Raw genomic sequence first — 23,056 nt, forward strand, 5'->3', positions numbered from 1 at the left:
CACTTGAGTGCGGTACACAGAGCCCGGCCGAGCGTGGTGCGGAGGCCTGAACGGCGGGCTCGGGCTCACTTCCTGCACCATGCCGCGCACCGTCCGGGACTTGACGAACTGCCCCATTCCGGTCATTTCCCACTCGCCGGTGAACTGCTTGATCAGCTTCGCCATCATGACGCCGGTCTGCGCCTCGGCGTTGGTCAGGTCGAAGCGGACCAGCTCCTCGCCGGTCGCCGCGTCGATCAGGCGGCAGTAGGCCTTGGCGACCTCCGTGAACTTCTGGCCGGAGAACGAGTTCACCGTGAAGACCAGGCCCGTGACGTCCTGCGGGAGGCGGCCGAGGTCCACGACGATCACCTCGTCGTCACCGCCGCCCTCGCCCGTGAGGTTGTCGCCGGAGTGCTTGATCGCGCCGTTCACGATCGAGAGCTTGCCGAAGTAGCAGCTGTCGACGTGGTTGCGCTGCGGGCCGTACGCGATGACGGAGGCGTCCAGGTCGATGTCCTTGCCGCGGAACGCCGGCTCCCAGCCGAGACCCATCTTGACCTGCGAGAGCAGCGGCTTGCCGCCCTTGACCAGGGACACCGTCTGGTTCTTCTGGAGGCTGACGCGGCCCTTGTCCAGGTTGATCTTCCCGGCGCCGGGCGCGGGGGCGGCGGGCGCGGCCGGGGCGGCGGCCGGCGGGGGCGGGCCCTGCACCGGCTGACCCACCGGGGGCGCCATCGGAGCGGCCGGAGCCGCGGGGGCGGCGGCGGGCGCGGCAGGGGCCGGGGCGGGCTCCTCCACCGAGACGCCGAAGTCCGTCGCGATGCCCGCGAGGCCGTTGGAGTACCCCTGGCCGACCGCGCGGGCCTTCCAGGCGCCGTTGCGCAGGTAGATCTCGACGATCACCAGGGCCGTCTCGGAGCCGAGCTGCGGCGGCGTGAAGGTGGCGAGGACCGAGCCGTCGTCGGCGTTGCGGATCGTGGCGGTGGGCTCGATGCCCTGGAAGGTCTGGCCCGCCGCGTCCGGGCTCGCGGTCACGACGACCTTCTCGATGCCGGGCGGCACGGCGGCCGTGTCGACGATGACCTTGTCGGGGGTCGTGCCGCCGCCCGACTGGTAGGTCACGCCGGGTCCGGAGGGCTGGTTGAAGAAGATGAAGTCGTCGTCGGAGCGCACCTTGCCGTCGGCGGTGAGCAGCAGGCCCGATACGTCGAGCCGCACCGGAGCGGCGACGTCCACCGCCACGCGGGCGGCGGTCAGGGGGATGTTCGAGCCGGGGGTCATAGCTGTCATGCCAGGGGTAACGAACGATCCCGCTTTACCGTTCCCTTACCCGGAAAGTGATTTTCCCGGTCCGGTCCGGTTCGCGGTGGGGCTCAGGCGCGGTTGCGCGGATGGGCGCGGGCGGCGCGCTCGTTGCCGCGCTTGTAGTTGCCGGTCCAGCGGGCCATCACCAGCTGCGGGTCGCCACTCGCGATCTCGGCGAGGAACTGTTCGGCGCGGGCGCCGCGGAGTGTCCCGGCGGCACGTCCGCCGTGGGTGATCACGAGCGTGCCGTCGGCGCGCTGTTCGTAGGTGAATCCATGAGGTCTCGGCATGGCCGGAGCGTACGTCCGGCCATGCCGCGCCGGTACCGAATTACGGCACCACCGTCACGGCATCCCCATCACGGCACCACGACGATCTTCCGGCCCTTCCCGGCGGCGAACCGGTCGAGTGCCTGCGGGTACTCCGCCAGCGGCAGCCGGTCGCTGATGAACACGTCGGGGTCGAGCACGCCGCCCGCGAAGAGTTCGGCGGCCCGCTCGTAGCTGTGCAGGACCGCCATCGAACCGGTGATGGTGATCTCCTGGTTGTAGATCCGGTACGGGTCGATGTTCACGCGCGTGGCGTAGTCGGCGACGCCGAACTGGAGGAACGTGCCCGCCTTGGCGACCCGTTCGAGGCCGTCCTGGATCGCGGCGGCGTTGCCCGTCGCGTCGATGACGACGTCCCAGCCCTGCGGGCGGTCCAGGTCGTCCGCGTTCGCCGCCGAACCGGAGACGCCGAGGCGCCGCGCGGTGGCGAGCCGGTCCGCGTTCAGGTCCACGACGTCGACGCTCGCCGCGCCGGTGCGCTTGGCGAGCTCCAGCATCATCAGGCCCATCGTCCCGGAGCCGTAGATCAGCACGTGCGAGCCGAGCCGCGCCCGCAGCACGTCGTAGCCGCGCACGGCGCACGACAGCGGTTCGATGAGGGCGGCGTCCTGGGTACGCACATGGTCGGGGAGGCGTACGCAGTTGGCGGCGGGCGCCACTGCGTACTGGGCGGCGCCGCCCGCGGTGGTCACGCCGATCGCCGCCCACCGCTCGCAGAGGTTGCCCCGGCCGTCGCGGCAGTAGCGGCACTCGTGGCAGTGCAGCGAGGGGTCGACGGCGACCCGGTCGCCGACGGCGAGCGTGCGGACGTCAGCGCCGAGCGCGACGACCTCCCCGGCGAACTCGTGGCCCGGCACGACCGGCAGGGTCGGCGCGAACTCGCCCTGGAGGATGTGCAGGTCGGTGCCGCACAGGCCGCACGCCGCGACTTCGACGACGACGTCGCGGGGGCCGGGGGCGGGGTCGGGCAGCTCCCCGACGACGGCCTTGCCGACGGACTCGATGATGGCGGCCTTCACTTGACGGCTCCCTGGTTCATTTGACGGCTCCCAACGACAGGCCCTGGACCAGCTTGTCCTGGGCGGCGAACCCCGCGGCGAGCACCGGCAGGGAGATCACGAGCGACGCGGCGCACACCTTCGCCAGGAACAGGCCCTGGCTGGTGATGAAGCCGGTCAGGAAGACGGGCGCGGTCTGGGCGACGACGCCGGTGAGCACCCGCGCGAAGAGGAGTTCGTTCCAGCTGAAGATGAAGCAGATCAGGGAGGTCGCGGCGATGCCGGGGAGCGCGATGGGCGCCACCACGCGCGTGAGGATCGTCGGCAGCCGTGCCCCGTCGATCTGCGCGGCCTCGATGACCGGTTTCGGCACCTCGGCGAGGAACGACTGCATCATCCACACCGCGATCGGCAGGTTCATCGAGGTGTAGAGGAGGACGAGCAGCCAGATGTTGTCCAGGAGGCCGGTGTTCTTGGCGAAGAGGTAGATCGGCAGGAGGCCCGCCACGACCGGCAGCATCTTCGTGGACAGGAAGAAGAAGAGCACGTCCGTCCACTTCTTCACGGGCCTGATGGACAGGGCGTACGCGGCCGGGAGGGCGAGGACGAGCACGCACAGGGTCGAGACGACCGACGCCACCGTCGAGTTGACGAGCGAGGGCCAGGGGCTGGCGCCGCCGCCGGAGCCGAAGAACTCCCGGTAGCCGTCGAGGGTGAGCGAGGCGGCGAGCGACGGCGGGTTGGTCGCGGCGTCCTCCTCCGAGTGGAAGGAGGTCAGCGCCATCCAGGCGATGGGCAGGAAGAACAGGATCCCGGCGAGCCAGGCGGCGAGCCCCAGGCCGGCTCCCTTGGCCCCTTTGGCTCCCTTGGTGCGTACGGTGTTCGGTGTGCGTACGGCGCTCATCAGCGGGCCGCCTCCTCACGGAACAGGGACGAGACGACGCGCAGGGCGAAGGTCGCGATGACGAGCGAGCCGATGACGACGAGCACGCCCGCCGCGGAGGCCAGGCCGTTCTCGTGGGCCTGGTAGAAGCTCTGGTAGACGGTGTAGGGCAGGTTCGCCGTGCCGAGGCCGCCCGAGGTGATGGTGAAGACGGCGTCGAAGTTCTGCACGATGTAGATCGAGCCGAGGAGTGCGCCCAGTTCGAGGTAGCGGCGCAGGTGCGGCAGCGTCAGATGGCGGAAGACCTGCCAGTTGCTCGCGCCGTCCATGCGGGCCGCCTCGATCAGTTCGGGGTCGCGGCTCTGCAGTCCCGCGAGCAGGATCAGCATCATGAAGGGCGTCCACTGCCACACCAGGGAGGCCTCGATGGCGAGGAGCGGGGTGTTGGAGATCCAGTCGGGCTGCGCCGCGGAGTCCCCGCCGACCCAGTGCAGCAGGCCGTTGAAGAGGCCGTACTCGGGGTTGTAGAGCACGTGCTTCCACAGCAGCGCGGCGGCCACGGGGACGAGCAGGAACGGCGCGATGAGGAGGGTGCGGACGAGCCCGCGCCCCTTGAACCTCCGGTTCAGGAGCAGCGCGAGCGCGAGTCCGGCGACCAGGCTCACGAGGACGACGGATGCCGTCAGGAGGACGGTGGTCAGGACGGACTTGCGCAAGTCGGGGTCGGTGAGGACCTCGGTGTAGTTGGCGAGTCCGGTGAAGCTGCGGGCGTCCGGGTAGAGGGCGTTCCAGTCGAAGAAGGAGATCACCAGGGTGGCCACGAAGGGCAGCTGGGTCACGGCGATCATGAAGATGAGGGCGGGCAGCAGGGGCGCCCTGGTGGCCCAGGCGCGCAGCCGTCCGGTTCCCGGTGGCTTCGCGGCGGGCACGCGCGCGTGCCTCACGGGGGTGGTGGTGCTCGCGGTGGCGGTCATCGTCCCTCGTACTCCTCGGAGATCTTCTCGGCGAGGTCCTGGGACTTGTCCAGGGCCGCGTCGACGGACTGGCGTCCGGCGATGGCCGCGCTGATTTCCTGGGAGACCTTGGTGCCGAGGTCGGTGAACTCGGGGATGCCGACGAACTGGATGCCGGGCGCGGGGCGGGGCTGCACGCCGGGGTCGCGGGGCCGCGCGCCCTCGATGGCGGCGCGGGTGACGTCCTGGAAGGCGGCGGCTTCCTTGCGGTAGGCGGGGTTCGCGTAGGTGGAGGCGCGCTTGCCCGCGGGGACGTTCGACCAGCCGGTCTTCTCGCCGACGAGCCTCTCGTACTCCTTGCCCGACGCCCAGGAGATGAACTTCCAGGCCTTGTCCGGGTTGTGCGAGGCCTTTTGCATGCCCCAGGCCCACGTGTACAGCCAGCCGGAGCTCTTCGTCCGTGCCACCGGTGCGGGTACGTAGCCGATCTTGCCCTTGACCGGGGACTTGGCGGACTCCAGGGAGCCCGCCGCGGCCGTCGCGTCGTACCACATGGCGGTCTTGCCCTGGGTGAGGTTGTTGAGGCACTCGGCGTAGCCGGACTGTGCGGCGCCTGACTGGCCGTGCTCCCGAACGAGGTCTACGTAGAAGCGGGTTGCCTTTTCGAACTCGGGGGAGTCCAGGCGGGCCTTCCAGTCCTTGTCGAACCAGGTGCCTCCGAAGGTGTTCACCACGGTCGTCAGCGGCGCCATCACCTCGCCCCAGCCGGGCAGTCCGCGCAGGCAGATGCCCTTCATCCCGGGTTCCTCGCCGTCCACGCGGGCGGCGAGGTCCGCCACCTGCTGCCAGGTGGGGTGGCCGGGCATGGTGAGGCCTGCCTTCTTGAAGACGTCCTTGCGGTACATCAGGAAGGACGACTCGCCGTAGAAGGGCTGTCCGTAGAGCTTGCCGTCGTCGCCGGTGAGCGACTGGCGCATGGGCGGCAGGATGTCCTTCTCGTCGTACGCCTGGTCCTTGCGCGCGTACGAACCGACCTCGTGCAGCCAGCCGTTCCTGGCGTAGATCGGTATCTCGTAGTTGCTGAGCGTCGCGACGTCGTACTGGCCCGCCTGGTTGGCGAAGTCCTGGCTGATCTTGTCGCGGACGTCGTTCTCCGGCAGGACGGTGAAGTTCACCTTGATGCCGGTCTCCTTGGTGAAGTGGTCGGCGGTGAGCCTGCGCAACTCCACCATCTGCGGGTTGTTCACCATGAGGACGTTGATGGAGTCGCCGCCTGAACCGGCCCCGCCGGCACCGGCCCAGCAGCCGGCGACCAGCGGGGCGAGCAGCGCCCCTGCGGCGGCCGCGGCGAGCGCGCGCGGCCTCGGCCTCCGTCGGCTCGGGGTTCGCATGAGTGCTCCTGGACGTAGAGGGTCATATCGGGGTGATTGGGGTGCCGCAGGGTGTGCGGAGGCCCGCACCGACCGCAAAAGTGGAGTGGGGAAGGGCGTCAGACGCGGAGGACCTGCGGCCCCAGGAGGGAGTACCGGTGCGCTTCGGAGGCGGGCAGGCGGCTGCTCGTGACGATCGTGTCGAGGTCGCCGATCCCGGCGAACCGGCAGAAGCTCGTCGCCCCGAACTTGGTGTGCACGCCCAGGAACACCGTGCGCCGCGACGCCCTGATGGCCTGCGCCTTCACCTCGCTGACCGCGGGGTCGGGCGTCGTGAGGCCGTGTTCGCGGGAGATGCCGTTGGCACCGATGTACGCCAGGTCGATGACGAACCCGGCCAGCATGCGGGTCGTCCAGTGGTCGACGGTGGCGAGGGTGCCGGGGCGCACCCGGCCGCCGAGCAGCAGGACGGTGACGTTCTCCGCCTCGGCGAGGGCGCCCGCGGTGGCCAGGGAGGCGGTCACGACGGTCAGCGGGCGGCCCGCCGCGGCCTCCGGCAGCGCCTCGGCGGTCAGCTGGGGGGTGAAGCCCTCGTCGACGAAGACGGTCTCGGCGTCGCCGAGCAGTTCGGCCGCGGCGGCCGCGACGCGCCGCTTCTCCGGGACGTGCATGGTCGTGCGGAAGGCGAGGGTGGTCTCGAAGCCCGCGCTCTCCACGGGGTAGGCGCCGCCGTGGGTGCGGCGGACCAGGCCGTGGTCCTCCAGGGCCCGCAGGTCGCGGCGGACGGTCTCCTTGGCGACGCCGAGCTCGTCGGCGAGCGCCGTCACGTCGACGGAGCCGGCGTTGCGGGCCGCGCTGACGATCCGCCGCTGACGTTCTTCCGCGGTCATCGGCGCCACCTGCTTCCCCTGGGTCTCACGGTGCCCGTTCGGGCCCTGTGGGGAAGTTCTACAGCGCGGGCATGGGGGCGACCAGGGGCGCAGCGGGCACGATGTTGCCCGTATGTGCCCGCTTGGCGGGGCGACGGCCTGTGCGGCGGGGCGCGGGCGTGCCCGTTTCCGGGGTCGGGGCCGCCCGTTCGGTGCCCGGTCGGGCGGGTGGCACGGTCAGTACGGCCAGACCGGCGGGTTCGTGCAGAAGTGGCCGCCCAGGTGCGCGTGGTCCGGGTTCGCCGGGTCCAGTTCGCCCTGCTCGGCGATCAGCTTCTCCGCGTATCGCTCGGAGTCGTCCCGCGGTTCGTAGCCGAGCGCCCGCGCCGACGAGAGGTCCCACCAGATGCGGGTGTTGGCGGACGAGCCGTAGACCACCGTGTGCCGCACGTCGTCGGCGGTGAGGGCCGCGTGGAAGAGCCGCGCCCCGTCGTCGGGGCTCATCCAGACCGACAGCATCCGCACGCTCGACGGCTCCGGGAAGCATGACCCGATGCGGACCGAGACGGTCTCGACACTGTGCTTGTCCCAGTAGAACTGGGCGAGGTCCTCGCCGAAGGACTTCGAGAGGCCGTAGAAGGTGTCGGGGCGGCGCGGGGTGTCGACGGGGATCAGCGGGTCGTCGCCCCGGGGGCGCGGGGTGAAGCCCACCGCGTGGTTGGAGGAGGCGGAGACGATCCGCCGGACGCCCTCCTCGCGGGCCGCCTCGTAGAGGTTGTACGTCCCTTCGATGTTGGCCTTGAGGATCTTGTCGAAGGTGGACTCCAGGGAGATGCCCGCGAGGTGGAGGACCGCGTCGACACCGCGCACGGCCTCGCGCAGCGCGTCCCTGTCGGCGAGGTCGGCGGTGACGGCGTCCGGCTCGTCCGGGACCGGGCGCACGTCGAGCAGGCGCAGGTCGTAGCCGTACGCGGGCAGGAGTCCGCGCATCAGCGTGCCGAGGCCGCCGGCGGCGCCGGTGAGCAGGACGGTGCGGGGAGCGGGCATGCGGGTCTCCTCGGGCGGGCGTATGTATGCACGTACAGGATTCACATTCGTGGACAAGCTAAGGATCTCGGACGTGCCGCGTCAAGGGGCCCGCGGAGGGGCTGAATCCGTTCCCGGGCGGGGAGTTCACCGGCTTGACCGGGCGCGAGAGGGCGCCTTAGCGTGGCCGTGTTCAGAAATATGGACGCCAATCAGAAACATGCACGCCAAGGGAGAGCCCGTGACGTCAGCCCCCCTCGCTTCCCGACTCCGCGTCCCCAGCGGGCCGCTGTTCTTCCCGGTCACCGCGTACGGGCCGGACGGCGCGCTCGACCCGGACACCTTCCGCGCCCATGTGCGCGGCGGCATCGAGGCGGGCGCGGCCGCGGTGTTCGCCTGCTGCGGCACGGGCGAGTTCCACGCCCTGACGCCCGAGGAGTTCCAGGAGTGCGTCGCCGCCGCGGTCGACGAGGCGGCGGGCCGGGTGCCGGTGGTCGCGGGCGCCGGATACGGCACCGCGCTCGCCGTGCGGTACGCGCGCCTGGCCGAGGAGGCGGGCGCCGACGGGCTGCTCGCCATGCCGCCCTACCTCGTCGTCGCCGAGCAGGAGGGACTGATCAGGCACTACACCGAACTGGCCGCCGCCACCTCCCTGGACGTCATCGTCTACCAGCGCGACAACGCCGTCCTCACCCCCGGGACGGTCGTCGAACTCGCGCGCACGGACGGCGTCATCGGTTTCAAGGACGGCCTCGGCGACATGGACCTGATGCAGCGCACCGTCAGCGCCGTGCGCGCCGCGGCGCCGGGCGACTTCCTGTACTTCAACGGCCTGCCGACCGCCGAGCTGACCGCCCTCGCCTACCGCGGCATCGGCGTGACCCTCTACTCCTCGGCGGTCTTCTGCTTCGCGCCCGACATCGCGCTCGCCTTCCACCGCGCGTTCAACGCCGGCACGCCGGAGGGGGACGCCACCGTCGACCGCCTCGTCGACGGCTTCTACCGTCCCTTCGTGGAGCTGCGTTCCCTCGGCCGCGGCTATGCCGTCTCCCTCGTCAAGGCGGGCGTCCGGCTCGGCGGCCTGGACGTGGGCCCCGTGCGGCCGCCGCTGCACGAACCGGCCGGTGAACACGTCAAGCGGCTCGCCGAACTCGTCGAACGCGGGCGGGAACTGATCGGCAGTGCGCACCCCGGAGCGGGCGCGTGAAGGCCGCCGCGTTCCTCTACCCCTGGGACGTCGTCGGCGACCCCGACGCGCCCGCCCGCCTCGCCGCCCTCGGCGTCCGTCAGGTCACCCTGGCCGCCGCCTACCACTCCACGCGCGCGCTGACCCCGCGCCACCCGCGCCACCGCGTCGTCACGGCCGCGCACGCCGCCGTGCTCTACCCGCCGGGCGACCACTGGCAGGGCCGTGAGCCGCGCCCGTACGCCGCCGGGGAGTGGGCGCCGGGCGATGCCTACGGAGAAGCGGCCCGGGCCCTGACCGACGCCGGGCTCGACGTGCACAGCTGGGTCGTCCTCGCCCACAACTCCCGCCTGGGCGACGACCACCCGGCGACCTCGGTGGTCAACGCCTACGGAGACCGCTATCCCTGGGCGCCCTGCATCGCGCAGCCCGCCACGCGCGCGTACCTGACCGACCTCGCCGCCGAAGCCGCCGTACGCCCCGGCACGGGGACGCGCGGCACCGAACTGGAGTCCTGCGGCTGGTACGGCCTCGCGCACCTGCACGCCCACGACAAGATCGCCGGCGTCACGCCGGGCGAGGCCGGGCAGTACCTGATGTCGCTCTGCTTCTGCGCCTCCTGCCGTGAGGGGTACGCCGGACAGGGCCTCGACCCCGACGAGCTCGCGGTCGTCGTCCGCCGCGCCCTGGAGCCTGTGTGGCGCGGTGGCGACGAGGGCCAGGACGAGGGCTGGGCGGGCGTCGAGAAGCTCATCGGCGCCGACCGGGCGGCGGCCACGCGCGCGTGGCGCGAGAAAACCGCCCGCACCTTCCAGGAGGCCGCCGTCGACGCCGTCCGCGCCGCGGCACCCCCCGGTTTCCAGGTGCTGCTCCACGCCGACCCGGTGACGTACCACTGCGGTGCGAACGCGGGCGTCGACCCGGCGCACATCCTCTCCGTGGCCGACGGCGTGGTCGTGCCCTGCACGGGCGACGCCCGCCTCCTTGAGCCGTTCGCCGCGCAGGGCCGGACCGGAGCGGTCCTCGCCGCCAACCTCACCGTGGTGAGCGGCATGGGCGGCAGCCCCGCCACCCTCGCCGCCGACGCGGCACGCGCCGCCGGCCTGGGCGCCACCGAACTGCGGCTCTACCACGCCGGATTGGCATCCGACGCAGACCTCGCGCACGTCGCGACAGCCCTGTCGCACAGGGAGTGAACGCCGGTACGATCCGCGCACCACAACCGTCGCTCCTACACCAGGGGCAGACCCCGGACCCGGGGACAGAGGGGGACAAGGTGCGCCACAAGGGGATATCCGCGCTGGTCTGTGCCGGACTGATGGCGGGTGCCGCGGTGCTCGGCGGCGCGACACCCGCCGCCGCGAGCACGCCGGCCGCCGACAGCGGCACGCCGTCCGACCTCCGCGAACGCCTGGAGCGAATACCGGGCATGACGGTGGTCTCCGTAGCGGACAAGGAGGGCCACCCCCTCTACACGCTCACGTACAAACAGCCCGTCGATCACCGCAAGCCCCACGGCGCCACCTTCACGCAGCGCGCCACGCTCTGGCACAAGGCCACGGACAAGCCGACCGTCCTCTACACCAGCGGCTACACCCTCCCCGGCGGCACCGCCTCCCTCACCCGGCTGATCGACGCCAACCAGCTCGCCGTGGAGCACCGCTACTTCGCCGAGTCGCGGCCCAAGGGCCCCGCGGGCGACGACTGGTCCAAGATGACCGTCCAGCAGGAGGCCGCCGACGAGCACCGCCTCACCCGCGCCCTGCGCACCGTCGAGAAGGGCAAGTGGCTGGGCACCGGCGCCAGCAAGGGCGGCATGACCGCGACGTACCACGAGCGCTTCTACCCCGGCGACCTCGACGCCGTCGTCGCGTTCGTCGCGCCCAACGACGCGAACAACCGCGACGACACCGGCTACGAACGCTTCTTCAAGACGGTGGGGACCAAGGAGTGCCGGGCCGCGCTGAACGCCGTGCAGCGCGAGATGCTCGTACGCCGCGACGCGCTGCTCCCCAAGTTCGAGGCGGACGCGAAGGCCAACGGCGACACCTTCGAGGAGACCCTCGGCACCACCGACCGCGCCTACGAGTTCGCGGTCCTCGACCAGGTGTGGAACTTCTGGCAGTCCGGCACCGCGGCCGACTGCCCGACCGTGCCCGACGCGAAGAAGGTCACCGACGACGAGCTCTACGACTGGTCGAAGAAGCACGGCTTCAGCGTGTACCAGGACGAGTCCCTCGGCACCAACGGCTCGGGCCCCTACTACCGCCAGGCCGCCACCCAACTCGGCTGGGCCGACCTGAGATTCAAGCACCTCAAGGGCGTCCGCAACTACCCCGACATCTACCAGCCGAACTCGGTGCTCCCCGCCGCGATGCGCGGCACGTACAACAACAGCACCATCGCCGACGTCGACCGCTGGGTGAAGAACCGGGGCCAACGCATGATGTTCATCTACGGTGAGAACGACCCGTGGAGCGCCGAGAAGTTCACCCCCAGCCGCCACGACTCCCACCGCTACGTGGTCCCCGGCGCCAACCACGGCGCCTCGATAGCCAAACTCCCCGAGCCCGAGCAGACCGAGGCCGTCAAGACCATCAAGCGCTGGGCCGACGTGAAGTAATCCGCCCTCCGGACACCGGCCCCTGGCACCTCAGCAGGGGCGCGGCGATCAGCAGCCGTGCCCCCGCGAGGGCCGGGAGGAGCACGCGGAAGTCGACGCTCTCCACGAGAGCCGCGCCCGCCGCGATGCCGAGGGCGGTCGGGGTGAACATCAGGGTGTTGGCGGTGGCCGCCACCCTGCCGACGAGTGCGTCGGGCGTCTCGCGCTGCACCGCCGTCAGGCCCGCGATCAGCGCGCAGGGCAGGCCGACGCCGTTCGTGAGGCTGCCGGCGAGGACCGCGGCATCGCTCGGCAGCGCGGTCAGCGCGGCGGCGACCCCGGTCAGGGCGATGCCCGCACCGCCGAACCGCCGCGCCCCGAACCGCCGCATCAGCGCCCCCGACGCCACGCCCACCGCGACGGAACCGACGCCCTGCGCGACGTACAGCACCCCGGAGTAGGAGGGGGAGCGGCCGAGTCCGTCGACGACCGCGTAGACCAGCGCGCCGCTGATCCCCGAGCTCAGCATCGTCAGTCCGGCGGCTACGACGAGGGGGCGCAGCCGCTCGTGGCGCCACAGGTACCGCGCCCCCTCCGCGGTCCGCGCCCGCAGGGGCGTGGGGTCGGGCACCGGTACGCCCTCCCGCACCCGCAGCAGCGCGAACATCCCCGCGGCCAGGACGAATGTCACCGCGTCCAGCGCGGCGACCCGCGCGCCCCCGTACGCGGCGAACAGGCCCGCCCCCGCGAGCGGCGCCACCAGCTTCATGCCTTCGTTCGCGGACATCCGAAGGCCGTTGAAGTCGCCCAGCAGGTCCTTGTCGACGGCCGTCGCGACCAGGGCGGCCTCCGCCGCGTCGGTGACGACGCCGCACGCCCCGTACACCACGAGGACGGCGAAGAGGATCCACAGCCGTCCCGCGCTGTCGACGGTGAACAGGGACAGGAGCAGCGCGCCGAGCGCGAGGTTGGCGGCCACGAGGAGCGGTCTGCGGCGGGTGCGGTCGGCGAGCGTGCCGAGCAGCGGGCCGACGAGGGTGGGCGCCCAGAGCACCAACTGGCAGAGCGCGGCGAGCCCGTCGGACCCGGTGAGCTCCTTCACCCAGATCCCCGAGGCCAGCCACAGCGCGGAGCTCCCGAAGCCCGAGACCACCACGGCACCCAGGTAGAGACCCGCGTCGCGGTCCCGCAGGACACGCCCGATCGTCGATGTCATGCCTGGTGATGCTGGTTCCTGAGGTCCCCGCGCCGGTATCGGGAGCTTGCCTTATCGGGCCGCGATGAGTTCGGGTCGTGCGCGGAGTCCACAAGGGGAGACGTACCGAAAGCGCCCCCTCAGGAGGACCCCATGACCGCCATCCCCGACCTGGGCCCGCAGGCCCGCCTCGTGGCACGGATCGCCGGCCGCGTCACGGACGACCGGCTCGCGGCGCCCACGCCCTGTCCCGAGTACGCGGTGCGCCATCTGCTGGGTCATGTGCTCGGCCTCTCCTCGGCCTTCGCACAGGCCGCGCGCAAGGAGTTCGGGCCCGGCCTCGACCAGGACCCGGGGAGCGTCGTGCCGGACATCGGGCCGGGCTGGCGCGACGAGCTGCCGAAGGCGCTCGACGCCCTCGCCGACGCCTGGCGCGACCCGGCGGCCCGGCAGGGCATGACCCGTGCGGGCGGCGTCGACCTGCCGGGCGAGGTCGCGGGGCTCGTCGCCCTCGACGAACTCGTCGTGCACGGCTGGGACCTGGCCCGCGCGACCGGCCAGGAGTACGCCCCCGACGAGGCGAGCCTGGAGGCCGCGAAGGCGCTGCTCACGCCGACCGGGGAGGAGGACGGGGACGGGGGAGGTCTGTTCGGGGCGGCGGTACCGGTGCCGGACGACGCGCCTCTCCTGGACCGGGTCATCGGCCTGAGCGGCCGCGACCCCGGCTGGCGCGGGCGGGAGCAGGGGGATGGACGGGGGCAGAGCTGAGCGCGGTGCAGGTATGGATCAGGTAAAGGGTCGTCCCACGGTCTCCCCACATCCGGGTCGATGCGCGTAGACAGTCCTTGACCTGCCCGAACCCTGATGCGGAGACGCAACACATGCGGAAATCCCTACGCGTGGCCGGCCTGGCCACCGCCTGCACCGTCGCCGGTGCCGCCCTCTACACCGCCGGTGCCGCCGGTGCCGACCAGGCCGCACCGCGGGCCACCGCGGAGCCCCACAACATAGGCCTCCTCGTCGGCGAGATCGACGCCTACTACGGCGCGGCGAAGGGGGCGGACGGCGTGTGGCGGTCCTCGCCCGACAGCCCGTACGCCAAGGACCTGGCCCGCATCCAGGCCAAGGCGAAGAAGGACATCAGGAAGGCCGCGCACCACGCCCGGCACGGCAAGAAGCCGGCGATCGTCCTCGACGTCGACGACACGGCGCTGCTCAGCTTCGACTACGAGAAGTCGACCAACTACACCTACGACAACGACAGTTGGTACGCCTACGTCAAGGAGGCCAAGCGCCCCGCCGTCTTCGGCATGCCGCAACTCGTGAAGTACGCCAAGAGCAAGGGCGTCGAGGTCTTCTTCCTCACCGGCCTCGCCGAGTCGCTGCGCGAGGGCGCCGTGACCAACCTCGCCGGTGCCGGGTACGACACGGAGCTCGACCGCGCGCACGTCTTCACCAAGGACAAGGCGAACCCGCCCGCCTACCTGAAGGACTGCGCGACGCCCGCCGCCTGGAACTGCACCACCGTCCAGTTCAAGGAAGGCACGCGCAAATACATCGAGTCGACCGGCTACAACATCGTCGGCAGCTTCGGCGACCAGGTGAGCGACCTCGAAGGCGGCTACGCCGACAAGACGTACAAGCTCCCGAACCCGACGTACTACGTCGGCTAGAGCCGGACGGTAAGCGTCCCGAGATAGGTTGCATTACTGACTAGATCGCCATACGGTCTAGGTAGCTCAGACGCACAGGGGTTGTGCGGCGTGCGCGTGTACGCCCGCACAACCCCCTCGGGAACGGGGATCCCATGACCATCACCACGGACTTCGCGCCGGACTTCTCGGCACCGTCCACCGCCGTCGCGGCCGCGCTCGCCGCCTATCTGCTGTTCGGCGAGGCCTGGGCAGGACGCCGCATGTACGCGTCGCTGGCCCGGCGCAGGGACACCGAGCCCCGCGCCCTCGTCCGCTACTACGGCCTCGTGCTCGCCCTGTGGTGGGCGTTGGCCGCCCTCGCCGTCGCGGCCCTGCTCCTCTCGCCCGGCACCGCCGCCGCCGACCTCGGCCTCGCGCTGCCCGAGCGGCCCGCCTACGCCGTCGCCGCGATCCTCCTCACCGGCGCGGCCGCGGTCGCCTCCGGACGGCACTTCCGCGACCTCGCCGAGCGCGGCAGGAACGTGCCGGGGCTCTCCGCCATCGAGGCGATGCTGCCCCGCACCCCCGTGGAGCGCAGGCTCGCGATCGCCGTCGCCGTGTCCGACGGCGTCTGCGCCGAACTGGTCTACCGCGGCCTGCTCATCGCCTTCGGCGTCGGAGCACTCGGCCTCGACCTCTACGCGGCCGCGGCCCTGTCCGTCCTCGTCTACGCGCTCGCCGGCTTCTACCAGGGCCGTCGGGGCGTCCTCGCCTTCGCCCTCTTCGGCGCGGTGTTCACCGGTCTCTACTTCGCCACGGGCAGTCTGCTGCTTCCCGTCGCCGTGCACGTCATCCTGTCCGTACGCGATCTGACGCTCCCCGCGCCGGAGAAGCTGCACACCGCGACCGCCGCCTGAAAGGCAGACCCGCAGTGACGACCGACCGCCGCGCCAGCTGGTTCAAAGGCGTACTCGACCTCCTCGTGCTCGCCGGTCTCACCGACGGCGAGAGCTACGGCTACGAGATCGCCAAGATGCTCGGTGCCGCCGGCTTCGGCCAGATCAAGGGCGGCACGCTCTACCCGGTGCTGAACCGCCTGGAGGAGGCGGGCCTCGTCGCCGCGGAGTTCCGCGCCGCCGAGAAGGGGCCGGGGCGCCGCTACTACCGGCTCACCGACGCCGGCCGGGAAACCCTCGGCGAGCAGGGCGGGCTGTGGCTCGCCTTCGACGGATCCGTACGAGAAGTCCTCGCGAAGGCCGGAGTGGAGACACGATGAAAGCACAGCAACCACAGCACGCACAGCAATCGACGAACGCGCGGTACGCGCAGGACGGCTATCTCATCGAGCTCGCCGAGCGGCTGCGGGCGCAGGGCCTGCCCGCCGACCGGGTCGAGGCGACCGTCACGGACCTCGCCGCCCACCTGGAGGAGTCCGGGGCCGAGGACGCGGAGGCCGAGTTCGGGCCCGTCGAGGAGTTCGCCGCGCAGCTGGTGCCCGCCACGGGGGAGCGGGCACCGCAGGCGCCGGACGAGCGGGTGGAGACCTGGCGCTGGACCGCCGACACGTACGTCGACGAGGAGCTCCTGAACCGCTTCGGCGACGAGGGCTGGGAGGTCGAGCGGGTCGACGCCCTCGGCCGCTTCGTCAGCCACCGCGATGTGGCGCAGCCGCAGCGCTGGGAGTACCGGCGCGAGCTGGTCACGCGCGGCCGCGAGGACCTGGACGAGCGGCTCGCCCCCGACGGCTGGGAGCTGTGCGGCGAGTGGATCGTCTACGCCTGGTACAAGCGCCCCAAGGCCGCGAGCATCGGCCCCGCGGCCCGTCTCACGTCCACCCCGCCGGCCCCGGCCCGCTCCCGGTTCTTCAGCCGCAAGTTCTACGCCCTGCTGGCCGTCCTCGCCGCGGCCGTGGCGGTCGCGGGCGCGGCGGTGGCGGCCGACGAGAACGACGCGGCGTCCGGCGCGGGCTTCGCTGCGGGCCTCCTGACGGGCGCGGCGGCGGTCGTGGCACTGGCGTGGGGAGTGTCGAGGTGGCGGGGGCGCCGGGGGTAGGACACGCCCGCGCCCCCCGGGGGGGGCTTTTCGTCCCCCCGGCCGCCCGTCGCCCGCCGTCAGCCCTTGAGCGCCGCCGCCATCATCGCCTTGGCGATGGGGGCCGCCAGGCCGTTGCCGCTGACCTCGTCGCGGGCCGCGCTCGACGACTCGATCATCACCGCGACCGCCACCTCCTTGCCGTCGCTGCCCTTGGCGTACGACGTGAACCAGGCGTACGGAGTCTTGCTGTTGTTCTCGCCGTGCTGGGCCGTGCCCGTCTTGCCGCCCACGACCGCGCCGCTGATCCGCGCGTTCGTGCCGGTGCCCTTCTCGACGACGGTCCGCATCGCGGACTGCAGGCCCTCCGCGGTGGACTCGTCCATGACGCGCTGGGAGTCGCCGTCGTCGTACTTCTCCAGAATGTTGCCGTCGGAGTCACTGATCTGCGAGACCATGTGCGGCTTCGCGAGCACGCCGCCGTTGGCGATGGCGGCCGACACCATCGACATCTGCAGCGGGGTCGCCGTCACGTCGAACTGGCCGATGCCGCTGAGCGCCGTCTGCGCCTTGTCCATGCCGGACGGGTAGACGCTCTTCGCCGCGCGCACCGGCACGTCCAGCTTGTCGGCGTTGAAGCCCATCTTCTCCGCCATCGCCTTCACCTTGTCCTGGCCCAGGTCGACGGCCATCTTCGCGAAGACGTTGTTGCAGGAGTACTGGAGCGCCGTGCGGATGTCGGCGTTCTCGCAGGGGGCCGACCGGTTCTCGTTCTTGAGGACGGTGCGCGTCCCGGGCAGCGTGTACGGATTCGGGCTGCTCGTCGTCGCGTCCACCGAGTCGTAGAGGCCGTCCTCAAGCGCTGCCGCCGCCACGACCAGCTTGAACGTCGAGCCGGGCGGCAGCGGCTGCCGCATCGCGCGGTTGACCATCGGCTTCTCCTTGTCGGTGGTCAGCTCCCGCCACGCCTTCGAGTCCGTGGCACCGCTGATCCTCGACGGGTCGTACGACGGGGTCGAGACCATGCCGAGGATCTTGCCGGTCTTGGGGTCCACGGCGACCGCCGCGCCCTTCGTGTCGCCCAGCGCCTTGTACCCGGCCTTCTGGACCGCCGGGTCGATCGTCGTGACGACGTCGCCGGGGTCGGCCCGCTTCCTGGTGAGCGTGTCGAGGGGGTTCTTCAGACGGTTGTCGGTGCCGTCGAGCAGGTCCTGGTAGATGCCTTCGAGCTGGGTGGCGCCGTAGACCTGGGAGCTGTAGCCCGTGACGGGTGCGTAGAGGTCGCCGTTCTTGTAGGTCCGCTTGTACGCGAGGTCTCCCCCTGTCGTCCGCTCGGAGCCGGTGATGGCCTCACCGCCCACGATGATGTCGCCCAGCGGGGCCGCGTACTGCTCTATCGCTTTGCGCCGGTTGTGCTTGTCGTCCGCGAGCGCCTTCGATTCGTGGAACTGCACCCATGTCGCCCGGACCAGCAGGGCGAGCACAAGCAGCAGTGCGAAGACCGAGGCGTGCCTAATCGTCTTGTTCATCCCGTGGGAGGACGAGCGGAGGGAGGGGTTTCGTTCCCTTGTGGCGTGCTTGCGCCCGATTTCTCATCGAGCCTTCATGAAGCCCGCCTCGTACGCGGCGATCACCGCCTGGGTGCGGTCCCGCGTGCCCGTCTTGGCGAGGACCGACGCCACGTGCGTCTTCACCGTCGCCGCGCCCACCCCCATCCGCCCGGCAATCTCCGCGTTGGTCAGGCCCGCCGCCATCAGCCGCAGCACATCGCTCTCCCGGCCGGTGAGCCGCGCCACCCAGGCGGGCGGCGCGGGCTCGGCGCGGCCGTACTCGGCGGCCAGGGCACGGACGGCCGCGGGGAAGAGCAGCGATTCACTGCGCGCCACGAGCCGGACCGCCTGGACGAGCTCGTCGGCGTCCGCCCGCTTGAGGAGGAACCCGGCGGCTCCGGCGCGCAGCGCCTCGTACACGTACGCGTCGTTCTCGAAGGTCGTCACGACGACGACGCGCGGCGGCCCGGACATCGTCCGCAGGATCTGCTCGGTCGCGCGTATCCCGTCGGTCTCCGGCATGCGGACGTCCATCAGGACCACGTCCGGCCTCAGCTCCCGTACGACGGAGACGGCCTCGGCGCCCGTCGCCGCCTCGCCCACCACCTCGATGCCGGGTTCGGCGGCGAGGATCGCGCGCAGGGCGGTGCGCACCATGCGCTCGTCGTCCGCGAGGACGACCCGGATGTCGTTCGCCGCCATGGCTGTCCCTTCGATGGAGTCGCACGTCAGGTGCAGGTCAGGTGCACGTCAGGTCGGGTCAGTTCAGGGGGAGTCGCACGTCGAGCCGCCACATCCCGTCGGCGGGGCCCGCCTCTGCCGTGCCGCCGAGCAGCCGGGCCCGGTCCGCGATGCCGCGCAGGCCGTGGCCGCCGCCGGGCCGGGAGGCGGGGGAGCGGGGCGGCAGCGGGTTCTCGGCGGTGACGGTCAGGTCGGGGCCTTCCAGGGCGATGAGCAGCGTCACGGAGGTGGCGTCGCCGCCGTGCCGCAGCGCGTTGCTCAGGGCCTCCTGCACGATGCGGTAGGCCTCGCGGGAGACCAGCGGCGGGAGGGCCGCGGGGTCGGCGGCGACGGTGGCCGTCACCCGGAGCCCGGCCGCCCCGGTGCGGTGCAGCAGGCCGTCCAGGTCGGCGGCGAGGGTGGGCGCCGGGGCCGTCGGACCCGCGCTGCCTGCCTCTCGCAGCACGCCGAGGACGGCGTCGAGTTCGCCCACCGTGCGGCGCGTGGTGTCCTCGATGGCGGCCAGCGCCTCCCGCACGAACTCCGGGTCGTGGTCCAGGACGCGGCGGGCCGCGCTCGCCTGGAGCGTGACGGCGCTCAGGGCGTGACCGACGGAGTCGTGCAGCTCGCGCGCGAGCCGGTTGCGCACGGCGAGGTCGGCGGCGCGCTGCTCGGCGGCGGCGAGCCGGTCGGCGGGCGTCGGCCCGAGCAGGCCGGGCGCCCAGTGCGCGAGGAGCCCGCCGGCCGTGGCGGCGCACGCCGCGAGCGCCACGAGCGACGCGCAGCCGATGACCGGGGAGAGGGCCAACAGCCAGGTCTCGCCGAAGACTTCGGGCATCCCGATGCGGCTGTCGGCCAGGACGGCGAAGAACGGCAGCGCGATCAGGACGCCCGCGAGCGGCGGCAGCGCGAGCGACATGCCGCTGATGACACCGCCGAAGCCGAGGTGCAGCGTGAACCACGCGGCGGCGCGGGTGCGGGCGACCCGGGTGCGCGCGGGTCCGTCGGCGAGGGAGTCGGCCGGTACCCCGCACAGCGCCCGCACGGCGGCCACCGACATCGGCCGCGTCAGCGGGAACAGCGCGGTGACCGCGGCGAGTGGCAGCCCGACCGCGAACGCGCTGAGCTGGGCGCCGAGCGAGCCCAGGATCGCCTCGTCGTCGAAGAGCGGCCCGACGGCGACGGAGCCGACGAGGACGTACGGCATGGCGAGGGCGCCGCCGAGGATCAGATGGATCCACCGGCGACGCGCCCTGCGCCCGAACAGGGTGGTGGCCGGCGCCTTCACGCGGCCGTGCCCGCCCGCCGTGCCGGGACACGGGCCATGGGTACGGTGACGATCCCCCCGATGATCATGCCCGCCAGCGTAGGTCTTGAAGGCGGGATGCGGAACGCGGGGCGGGGACGGCGGCTGCGGCATGTCCCCAAGGTCCCGCCGGGGGCCGTCGCGGCACCTCCTGCGCCGGGGCGATCCGGCTCCGCCGCGCGGCGGAGGCGGCGCCGCGCGGAATCAGGCCTCGCGCAGGACGAGGACGACCTCGTCGATCTCCTTGCCGCGCGCCGGGGCGTACCCCCGCTCCGTGGCGGAGAGGCGGAAGCCGCACTTCTCCAGGACCCGGATCGAGCCCGCGTTGTCCGCGGCCGCGCGGGCGTAGAGCGGCCGCTGCGGCTCCAGTTCGAGCAGGCCACGCAGGGCAGCGGTGGCCAGGCCCCGGCCCCAGTAGGCGCGGTCGATCCAGTACGTGACCTCCCGCTCGCCGGGCGCCCCGTACACCCCGGCGCTGCCCACCACGTCGCCGTCGGCGAGGACCGTGCGCACGGCGACGTCGGCCGAGGCCCGCATCTTCGTCCAGTGCGCGTCGAAGGCGTCCCGGTCGGCCGGGTCCTCGGGCGTGAACGCGGCCATGTGGCCGGCCACGGGATCGTTCATCTGCCGGTAGAAGACGGGCAGATCGCTGTCGTGGACTTCGCGCAGGCTGACATCCATGCGTCAGAGCCTACGAGTCGCCAGTGTCAGCCGGTCCCGGGCGTCGAAGAGCGCGTCCTTGACCATCTGTTCGTGCGCGGGCGTGAGCCGTGCCACCGGCACCGAGCAGCTGATCGCGTCGCGCGCGGGAGTGCGGTAGGGGATGGCGACGCCGAAGCAGCGCAGGCCCAGCGTGTTCTCCTCGCGGTCCACCGCGAAGCCCTGCTCGCGGACCGCGCGCAGCTCCTCGATGAGCTTCTCGCGGTCGGTGATGGTGTGCTCGGTGAGCGCGGGCAGCGTCTCCGGGAGCAGCGCGCGGACCTGGTCGTCGGTGTGCGTGGCGAGCAGCGCCTTGCCGAGCGACGTGGAGTGCGCGGGGAGGCGGCGGCCGACGCGCGTGAAGGGCCGCAGGTAGTGCTGGGACTGGCGGGTGGCGAGGTAGACGACGTTCGTGCCGTCGAGCCGGGCGAGGTGGATGGTCTCCGTGGTGTCGTCGGAGAGCCGGTCCAGGGTCGGGCGGGCGGCGGCCACGACCTCGTCGCCGTCGATGTACGAGGTGCCGACGAGCAGGGCGCGCACGCCGATGCCGTACCGCGTGCCGGTGGCGTCCGTCTCGACCCAGCCGAGCTCGACCAGCGTGCGGAGCAGCATGTACAGGCTCGACTTGGGGTAGCCGACGGCCTCCTGGACCGCGGCCAGGGAGTGCATTCCGGGGCTGCCCGCGAAGTACTCAAGCAGTTCCACCGTCCGCACGGCGGACTTGACCTGCGCACCGCCTCCGGTCTCGCCAGCCGACATCGCCCTTGACCCCTTTGAACGCCGAGAAATAGTCTCAAGTCCCCGCCGTTCATCAACGGAGACGGTGTTCAGCATATCGAACAGCCCTGGTGAGTGGCATACGTCTGGAAAGGGAATCCTCGGTGGCAGCAGCACCAGTCTGGAGTGTCGACCCCCGAACCGGGAAGCAGCGCGAGCAGGTTGCGGTGGAAGCCACAGCCGGGGAGGTCGACCGCGCGGTCCGCGCCGCCCGCGACGCCGCGCCCGCGCTCGCCGACCGCGCGGTCCGCGCCGCCTTCCTGCGCACCGCGGCCGACCTCCTCGAAGAGTCGAAGGACCATCTCGTGGAGGCCGCGGACGCGGAGACCGCGCTCGGGCCCGTCCGGCTCGCCGGCGAACTCGCCCGCACCTGCTACCAGTTGCGCACCTTCGCGGACATCGTCGACGAGGGCGCCTTCCTCGGCGTCGTCATCGACCACCCCGACGCCACGGCGACCCCGCCCATACCGGACCTGCGCCGCTACAAGATCCCGCTCGGCGTCGTCGCGGTCTACTCCGCCTCCAACTTCCCCTTCGCCTTCTCCGTGCCCGGCGGCGACACCGCGAGCGCGCTCGCCGCGGGCTGCCCGGTGGTCGTCAAGGCCCACCCGGACCACCCGGGCACCTCCGAACTCGTCGCCTCCGTGCTGCGCAGGGCCGCCGCCGCGCACGACATCCCCGAGGGCGTCCTCGGCCTCGTGCACGGCTTCGAGGCGGGCGTCGAACTGGTCAAGCACCCGCTCGTCGCCGGCGCCGGATTCACCGGCTCCATCCGCGGCGGCCGCGCCCTCTTCGACGCGGCCGCCGCCCGGCCCGTCCCGATCCCCTTCCACGGCGAGCTCGGCTCCCTCAACCCCGTCGTCGTCACCGAGGCCGCCGCCACCGAGCGCGCCGAGCAGATCGGCGCCGGGCTCGCGGGGTCGATGACGCTCGGCGTCGGCCAGTTCTGCGTCAAGCCCGGCCTGGTCCTCGCCCCCGAGGGCGCGGGCGGCGACCGGCTCGTGAAGTCCCTGACCGAAGCGGTCAGCGACACCGAGGCCGGGGTGCTCCTGGACCACCGGATGCGGGACAACTTCGTCGCCGGGGTGCGCGAGCGCGCCGAACTCCCCGACGTGGAGGCCCCCGTGACGCCCGGCGCGGGCGGCGAGCACACCGTCAGCGCGGGCTTCCTGACCGTCCCGGCCGCGCGCCTCGCCGACGAGGGGGCGTACGACCTGCTCCTGGAGGAGTGCTTCGGCCCGGTCACCGTCGTCGCGCGGTACACCGACGCGGCGGAGATCACCGCCGTCCTCTCCCGCCTCCCGGGCAACCTCACCGCCACCGTGCAGCTCTCCTCCGACGAGGCGGCGGGGGAGAGCGGCCGGGGCGCCGAACTGCTCGCCGAGCTCACCCCGCTCGCGGGGCGCGTCCTCGTCGACGGCTGGCCCACCGGTGTCGCCGTCGCCCCCGCCCAGCACCACGGCGGCCCCTACCCCGCGACGACCTCGACCTCGACGTCCGTGGGCGGCACGGCCGTCGAGCGCTGGCTGCGCCCGGTCGCGTACCAGGACACCCCCGAGGCGCTGCTCCCGCCGGAGCTGCGCGACGACAACCCGCTGGGCCTGCCGCGGCGTTACGACGGGCGCCTGGAACACTGACCGC

Annotated in this window: 23 protein-coding genes; 9 read left to right on the forward strand and 14 right to left on the reverse strand. The window is 72.2% G+C overall.

All coding sequences use genetic code 11. The features are described from left to right. The 8 genes from AB0H82_RS26540 to AB0H82_RS26575 all read right to left on the reverse strand — a co-directional run. On the reverse strand, positions 1–1,263 hold a 1,263-nt coding region (locus tag AB0H82_RS26540; RefSeq protein ID WP_362997095.1), incomplete at its 3' end, for a TerD family protein. A 92-nt stretch (positions 1,264–1,355) separates the two neighbouring features. Then, positions 1,356–1,577, reverse strand: a complete 222-nt coding sequence (locus tag AB0H82_RS26545) for a hypothetical protein (protein ID WP_362996882.1) — start codon at positions 1,575–1,577, stop codon at positions 1,356–1,358. 68 nt (positions 1,578–1,645) lie between these two features. After that, positions 1,646–2,635, reverse strand: coding sequence for a zinc-dependent alcohol dehydrogenase family protein (locus tag AB0H82_RS26550; protein ID WP_362996884.1), 990 nt, complete (start codon positions 2,633–2,635; stop codon positions 1,646–1,648). 16 nt (positions 2,636–2,651) lie between these two features. Next, positions 2,652–3,518, reverse strand: coding sequence for a carbohydrate ABC transporter permease (locus AB0H82_RS26555; protein WP_362996886.1), 867 nt, complete (start codon positions 3,516–3,518; stop codon positions 2,652–2,654). Beyond that, positions 3,518–4,471 carry a sugar ABC transporter permease gene (locus AB0H82_RS26560; protein WP_362996888.1) on the reverse strand — a complete coding sequence of 318 codons (954 nt, stop codon included), beginning with the start codon at positions 4,469–4,471 and terminating at the stop codon, positions 3,518–3,520. Before AB0H82_RS26560 ends, AB0H82_RS26555 begins: the two co-directional genes overlap by 1 nt. Beyond that, complete coding sequence (locus AB0H82_RS26565; RefSeq protein ID WP_362996890.1) at positions 4,468–5,841, reverse strand: sugar ABC transporter substrate-binding protein; 1,374 nt, start codon at positions 5,839–5,841, stop codon at positions 4,468–4,470. The genes AB0H82_RS26560 and AB0H82_RS26565 overlap by 4 nt, the downstream gene beginning before the upstream one ends. A gap of 98 nt (positions 5,842–5,939) precedes the next feature. Further along, entirely contained in the window at positions 5,940–6,710 is a 771-nt protein-coding gene (locus tag AB0H82_RS26570) for a DeoR/GlpR family DNA-binding transcription regulator (RefSeq protein ID WP_362996892.1), read from the reverse strand. Positions 6,711–6,926: 216 nt separating this feature from the next. Then, entirely contained in the window at positions 6,927–7,736 is an 810-nt protein-coding gene (locus tag AB0H82_RS26575; RefSeq protein ID WP_362996894.1) for an NAD(P)-dependent oxidoreductase, read from the reverse strand. A 220-nt stretch (positions 7,737–7,956) separates the two neighbouring features. On the opposite strand from AB0H82_RS26575, the gene AB0H82_RS26580 reads away from it, so the two are divergent. From AB0H82_RS26580 to AB0H82_RS26590, 3 genes are all read left to right on the forward strand, one after another. Continuing rightward, the gene (locus AB0H82_RS26580; protein WP_362996896.1) at positions 7,957–8,922 is read left to right on the forward strand and encodes a 5-dehydro-4-deoxyglucarate dehydratase; all 966 of its coding nucleotides are present in this window, start codon (positions 7,957–7,959) and stop codon (positions 8,920–8,922) included. After that, positions 8,919–10,097, forward strand: coding sequence for a hypothetical protein (locus tag AB0H82_RS26585; protein ID WP_362996898.1), 1,179 nt, complete (start codon positions 8,919–8,921; stop codon positions 10,095–10,097). Before AB0H82_RS26580 ends, AB0H82_RS26585 begins: the two co-directional genes overlap by 4 nt. Before the next feature lie 80 nt (positions 10,098–10,177). After that, entirely contained in the window at positions 10,178–11,524 is a 1,347-nt protein-coding gene (locus AB0H82_RS26590; protein WP_362996900.1) for a S28 family serine protease, read from the forward strand. Here AB0H82_RS26590 and AB0H82_RS26595 read toward each other — a convergent pair. After that, a complete protein-coding gene (locus AB0H82_RS26595) occupies positions 11,499–12,719 on the reverse strand; it encodes an MFS transporter (RefSeq protein ID WP_362996902.1) in 1,221 nt (406 codons plus the stop codon). The two genes, AB0H82_RS26590 and AB0H82_RS26595, sit on opposite strands and share 26 nt — an antisense overlap. 132 nt (positions 12,720–12,851) lie before the next feature. Here AB0H82_RS26595 and AB0H82_RS26600 point away from each other — a divergent pair, with 132 nt between their 5' ends. From AB0H82_RS26600 to AB0H82_RS26620, 5 genes are all read left to right on the forward strand, one after another. Further along, complete coding sequence (locus tag AB0H82_RS26600; protein ID WP_362996904.1) at positions 12,852–13,466, forward strand: TIGR03086 family metal-binding protein; 615 nt, start codon at positions 12,852–12,854, stop codon at positions 13,464–13,466. 113 nt (positions 13,467–13,579) lie between these two features. Further along, positions 13,580–14,371, forward strand: coding sequence for an HAD family acid phosphatase (locus AB0H82_RS26605; RefSeq protein ID WP_362996906.1), 792 nt, complete (start codon positions 13,580–13,582; stop codon positions 14,369–14,371). A 134-nt stretch (positions 14,372–14,505) separates the two neighbouring features. Next, a complete protein-coding gene (locus tag AB0H82_RS26610; RefSeq protein ID WP_362996908.1) occupies positions 14,506–15,249 on the forward strand; it encodes a CPBP family intramembrane glutamic endopeptidase in 744 nt (247 codons plus the stop codon). 14 nt (positions 15,250–15,263) lie between these two features. After that, positions 15,264–15,608 (forward strand): PadR family transcriptional regulator, encoded by a 345-nt coding sequence (locus tag AB0H82_RS26615; protein ID WP_362996910.1) that lies wholly within the window; start codon positions 15,264–15,266, stop codon positions 15,606–15,608. Further along, positions 15,605–16,384 carry a hypothetical protein gene (locus AB0H82_RS26620; protein WP_362996912.1) on the forward strand — a complete coding sequence of 260 codons (780 nt, stop codon included), beginning with the start codon at positions 15,605–15,607 and terminating at the stop codon, positions 16,382–16,384. Before AB0H82_RS26615 ends, AB0H82_RS26620 begins: the two co-directional genes overlap by 4 nt. A 59-nt stretch (positions 16,385–16,443) precedes the next feature. On the opposite strand, the gene AB0H82_RS26625 is transcribed toward AB0H82_RS26620, so the two are convergent. The 5 genes from AB0H82_RS26625 to AB0H82_RS26645 all read right to left on the reverse strand — a co-directional run bounded on the left by AB0H82_RS26625 (position 16,444) and on the right by AB0H82_RS26645 (position 21,397). Further along, positions 16,444–17,892 carry a penicillin-binding transpeptidase domain-containing protein gene (locus AB0H82_RS26625; RefSeq protein ID WP_362996914.1) on the reverse strand — a complete coding sequence of 483 codons (1,449 nt, stop codon included), beginning with the start codon at positions 17,890–17,892 and terminating at the stop codon, positions 16,444–16,446. A 63-nt stretch (positions 17,893–17,955) separates the two neighbouring features. Continuing rightward, entirely contained in the window at positions 17,956–18,615 is a 660-nt protein-coding gene (locus AB0H82_RS26630; RefSeq protein ID WP_362996916.1) for a response regulator transcription factor, read from the reverse strand. A gap of 58 nt (positions 18,616–18,673) precedes the next feature. After that, a complete protein-coding gene (locus AB0H82_RS26635) occupies positions 18,674–19,921 on the reverse strand; it encodes a histidine kinase (protein WP_362996918.1) in 1,248 nt (415 codons plus the stop codon). 222 nt (positions 19,922–20,143) lie between these two features. Then, the gene (locus tag AB0H82_RS26640; protein WP_362996920.1) at positions 20,144–20,620 is read right to left on the reverse strand and encodes a GNAT family N-acetyltransferase; all 477 of its coding nucleotides are present in this window, start codon (positions 20,618–20,620) and stop codon (positions 20,144–20,146) included. A 3-nt stretch (positions 20,621–20,623) separates the two neighbouring features. Continuing rightward, complete coding sequence (locus AB0H82_RS26645) at positions 20,624–21,397, reverse strand: IclR family transcriptional regulator (RefSeq protein ID WP_362996922.1); 774 nt, start codon at positions 21,395–21,397, stop codon at positions 20,624–20,626. Positions 21,398–21,519: 122 nt separating this feature from the next. Between AB0H82_RS26645 and AB0H82_RS26650 the strand changes: the two genes are divergently transcribed. Continuing rightward, on the forward strand, positions 21,520–23,052 hold the full coding sequence (locus tag AB0H82_RS26650) for an aldehyde dehydrogenase (NADP(+)) (RefSeq protein ID WP_362996924.1): 1,533 nt from the start codon (positions 21,520–21,522) through the stop codon (positions 23,050–23,052). Positions 23,053–23,056 lie beyond the last annotated feature (4 nt).

This window comes from Streptomyces sp. NPDC050732 (assembly GCF_040654255.1).
In the GTDB taxonomy this organism is placed as follows: Bacteria; Actinomycetota; Actinomycetes; order Streptomycetales; family Streptomycetaceae; genus Streptomyces.

Coding starts and splice junctions, on each gene's coding strand:
- AB0H82_RS26600 (WP_362996904.1), top strand. CDS start 12,852: ATGACCGCCATCCCCGACCTGGGCCCGCAGGCCCGCCTCGTGGCACGG.
- AB0H82_RS26620 (WP_362996912.1), top strand. CDS start 15,605: ATGAAAGCACAGCAACCACAGCACGCACAGCAATCGACGAACGCGCGG.
- AB0H82_RS26610 (WP_362996908.1), top strand. CDS start 14,506: ATGACCATCACCACGGACTTCGCGCCGGACTTCTCGGCACCGTCCACC.
- AB0H82_RS26595 (WP_362996902.1), bottom strand. CDS start 12,719: ATGACATCGACGATCGGGCGTGTCCTGCGGGACCGCGACGCGGGTCTC.
- AB0H82_RS26630 (WP_362996916.1), bottom strand. CDS start 18,615: ATGGCGGCGAACGACATCCGGGTCGTCCTCGCGGACGACGAGCGCATG.
- AB0H82_RS26565 (WP_362996890.1), bottom strand. CDS start 5,841: ATGCGAACCCCGAGCCGACGGAGGCCGAGGCCGCGCGCGCTCGCCGCG.
- AB0H82_RS26545 (WP_362996882.1), bottom strand. CDS start 1,577: ATGCCGAGACCTCATGGATTCACCTACGAACAGCGCGCCGACGGCACG.
- AB0H82_RS26645 (WP_362996922.1), bottom strand. CDS start 21,397: ATGTCGGCTGGCGAGACCGGAGGCGGTGCGCAGGTCAAGTCCGCCGTG.
- AB0H82_RS26570 (WP_362996892.1), bottom strand. CDS start 6,710: ATGACCGCGGAAGAACGTCAGCGGCGGATCGTCAGCGCGGCCCGCAAC.
- AB0H82_RS26555 (WP_362996886.1), bottom strand. CDS start 3,518: ATGAGCGCCGTACGCACACCGAACACCGTACGCACCAAGGGAGCCAAA.
- AB0H82_RS26640 (WP_362996920.1), bottom strand. CDS start 20,620: ATGGATGTCAGCCTGCGCGAAGTCCACGACAGCGATCTGCCCGTCTTC.
- AB0H82_RS26575 (WP_362996894.1), bottom strand. CDS start 7,736: ATGCCCGCTCCCCGCACCGTCCTGCTCACCGGCGCCGCCGGCGGCCTC.
- AB0H82_RS26625 (WP_362996914.1), bottom strand. CDS start 17,892: ATGAACAAGACGATTAGGCACGCCTCGGTCTTCGCACTGCTGCTTGTG.
- AB0H82_RS26605 (WP_362996906.1), top strand. CDS start 13,580: ATGCGGAAATCCCTACGCGTGGCCGGCCTGGCCACCGCCTGCACCGTC.
- AB0H82_RS26560 (WP_362996888.1), bottom strand. CDS start 4,471: ATGACCGCCACCGCGAGCACCACCACCCCCGTGAGGCACGCGCGCGTG.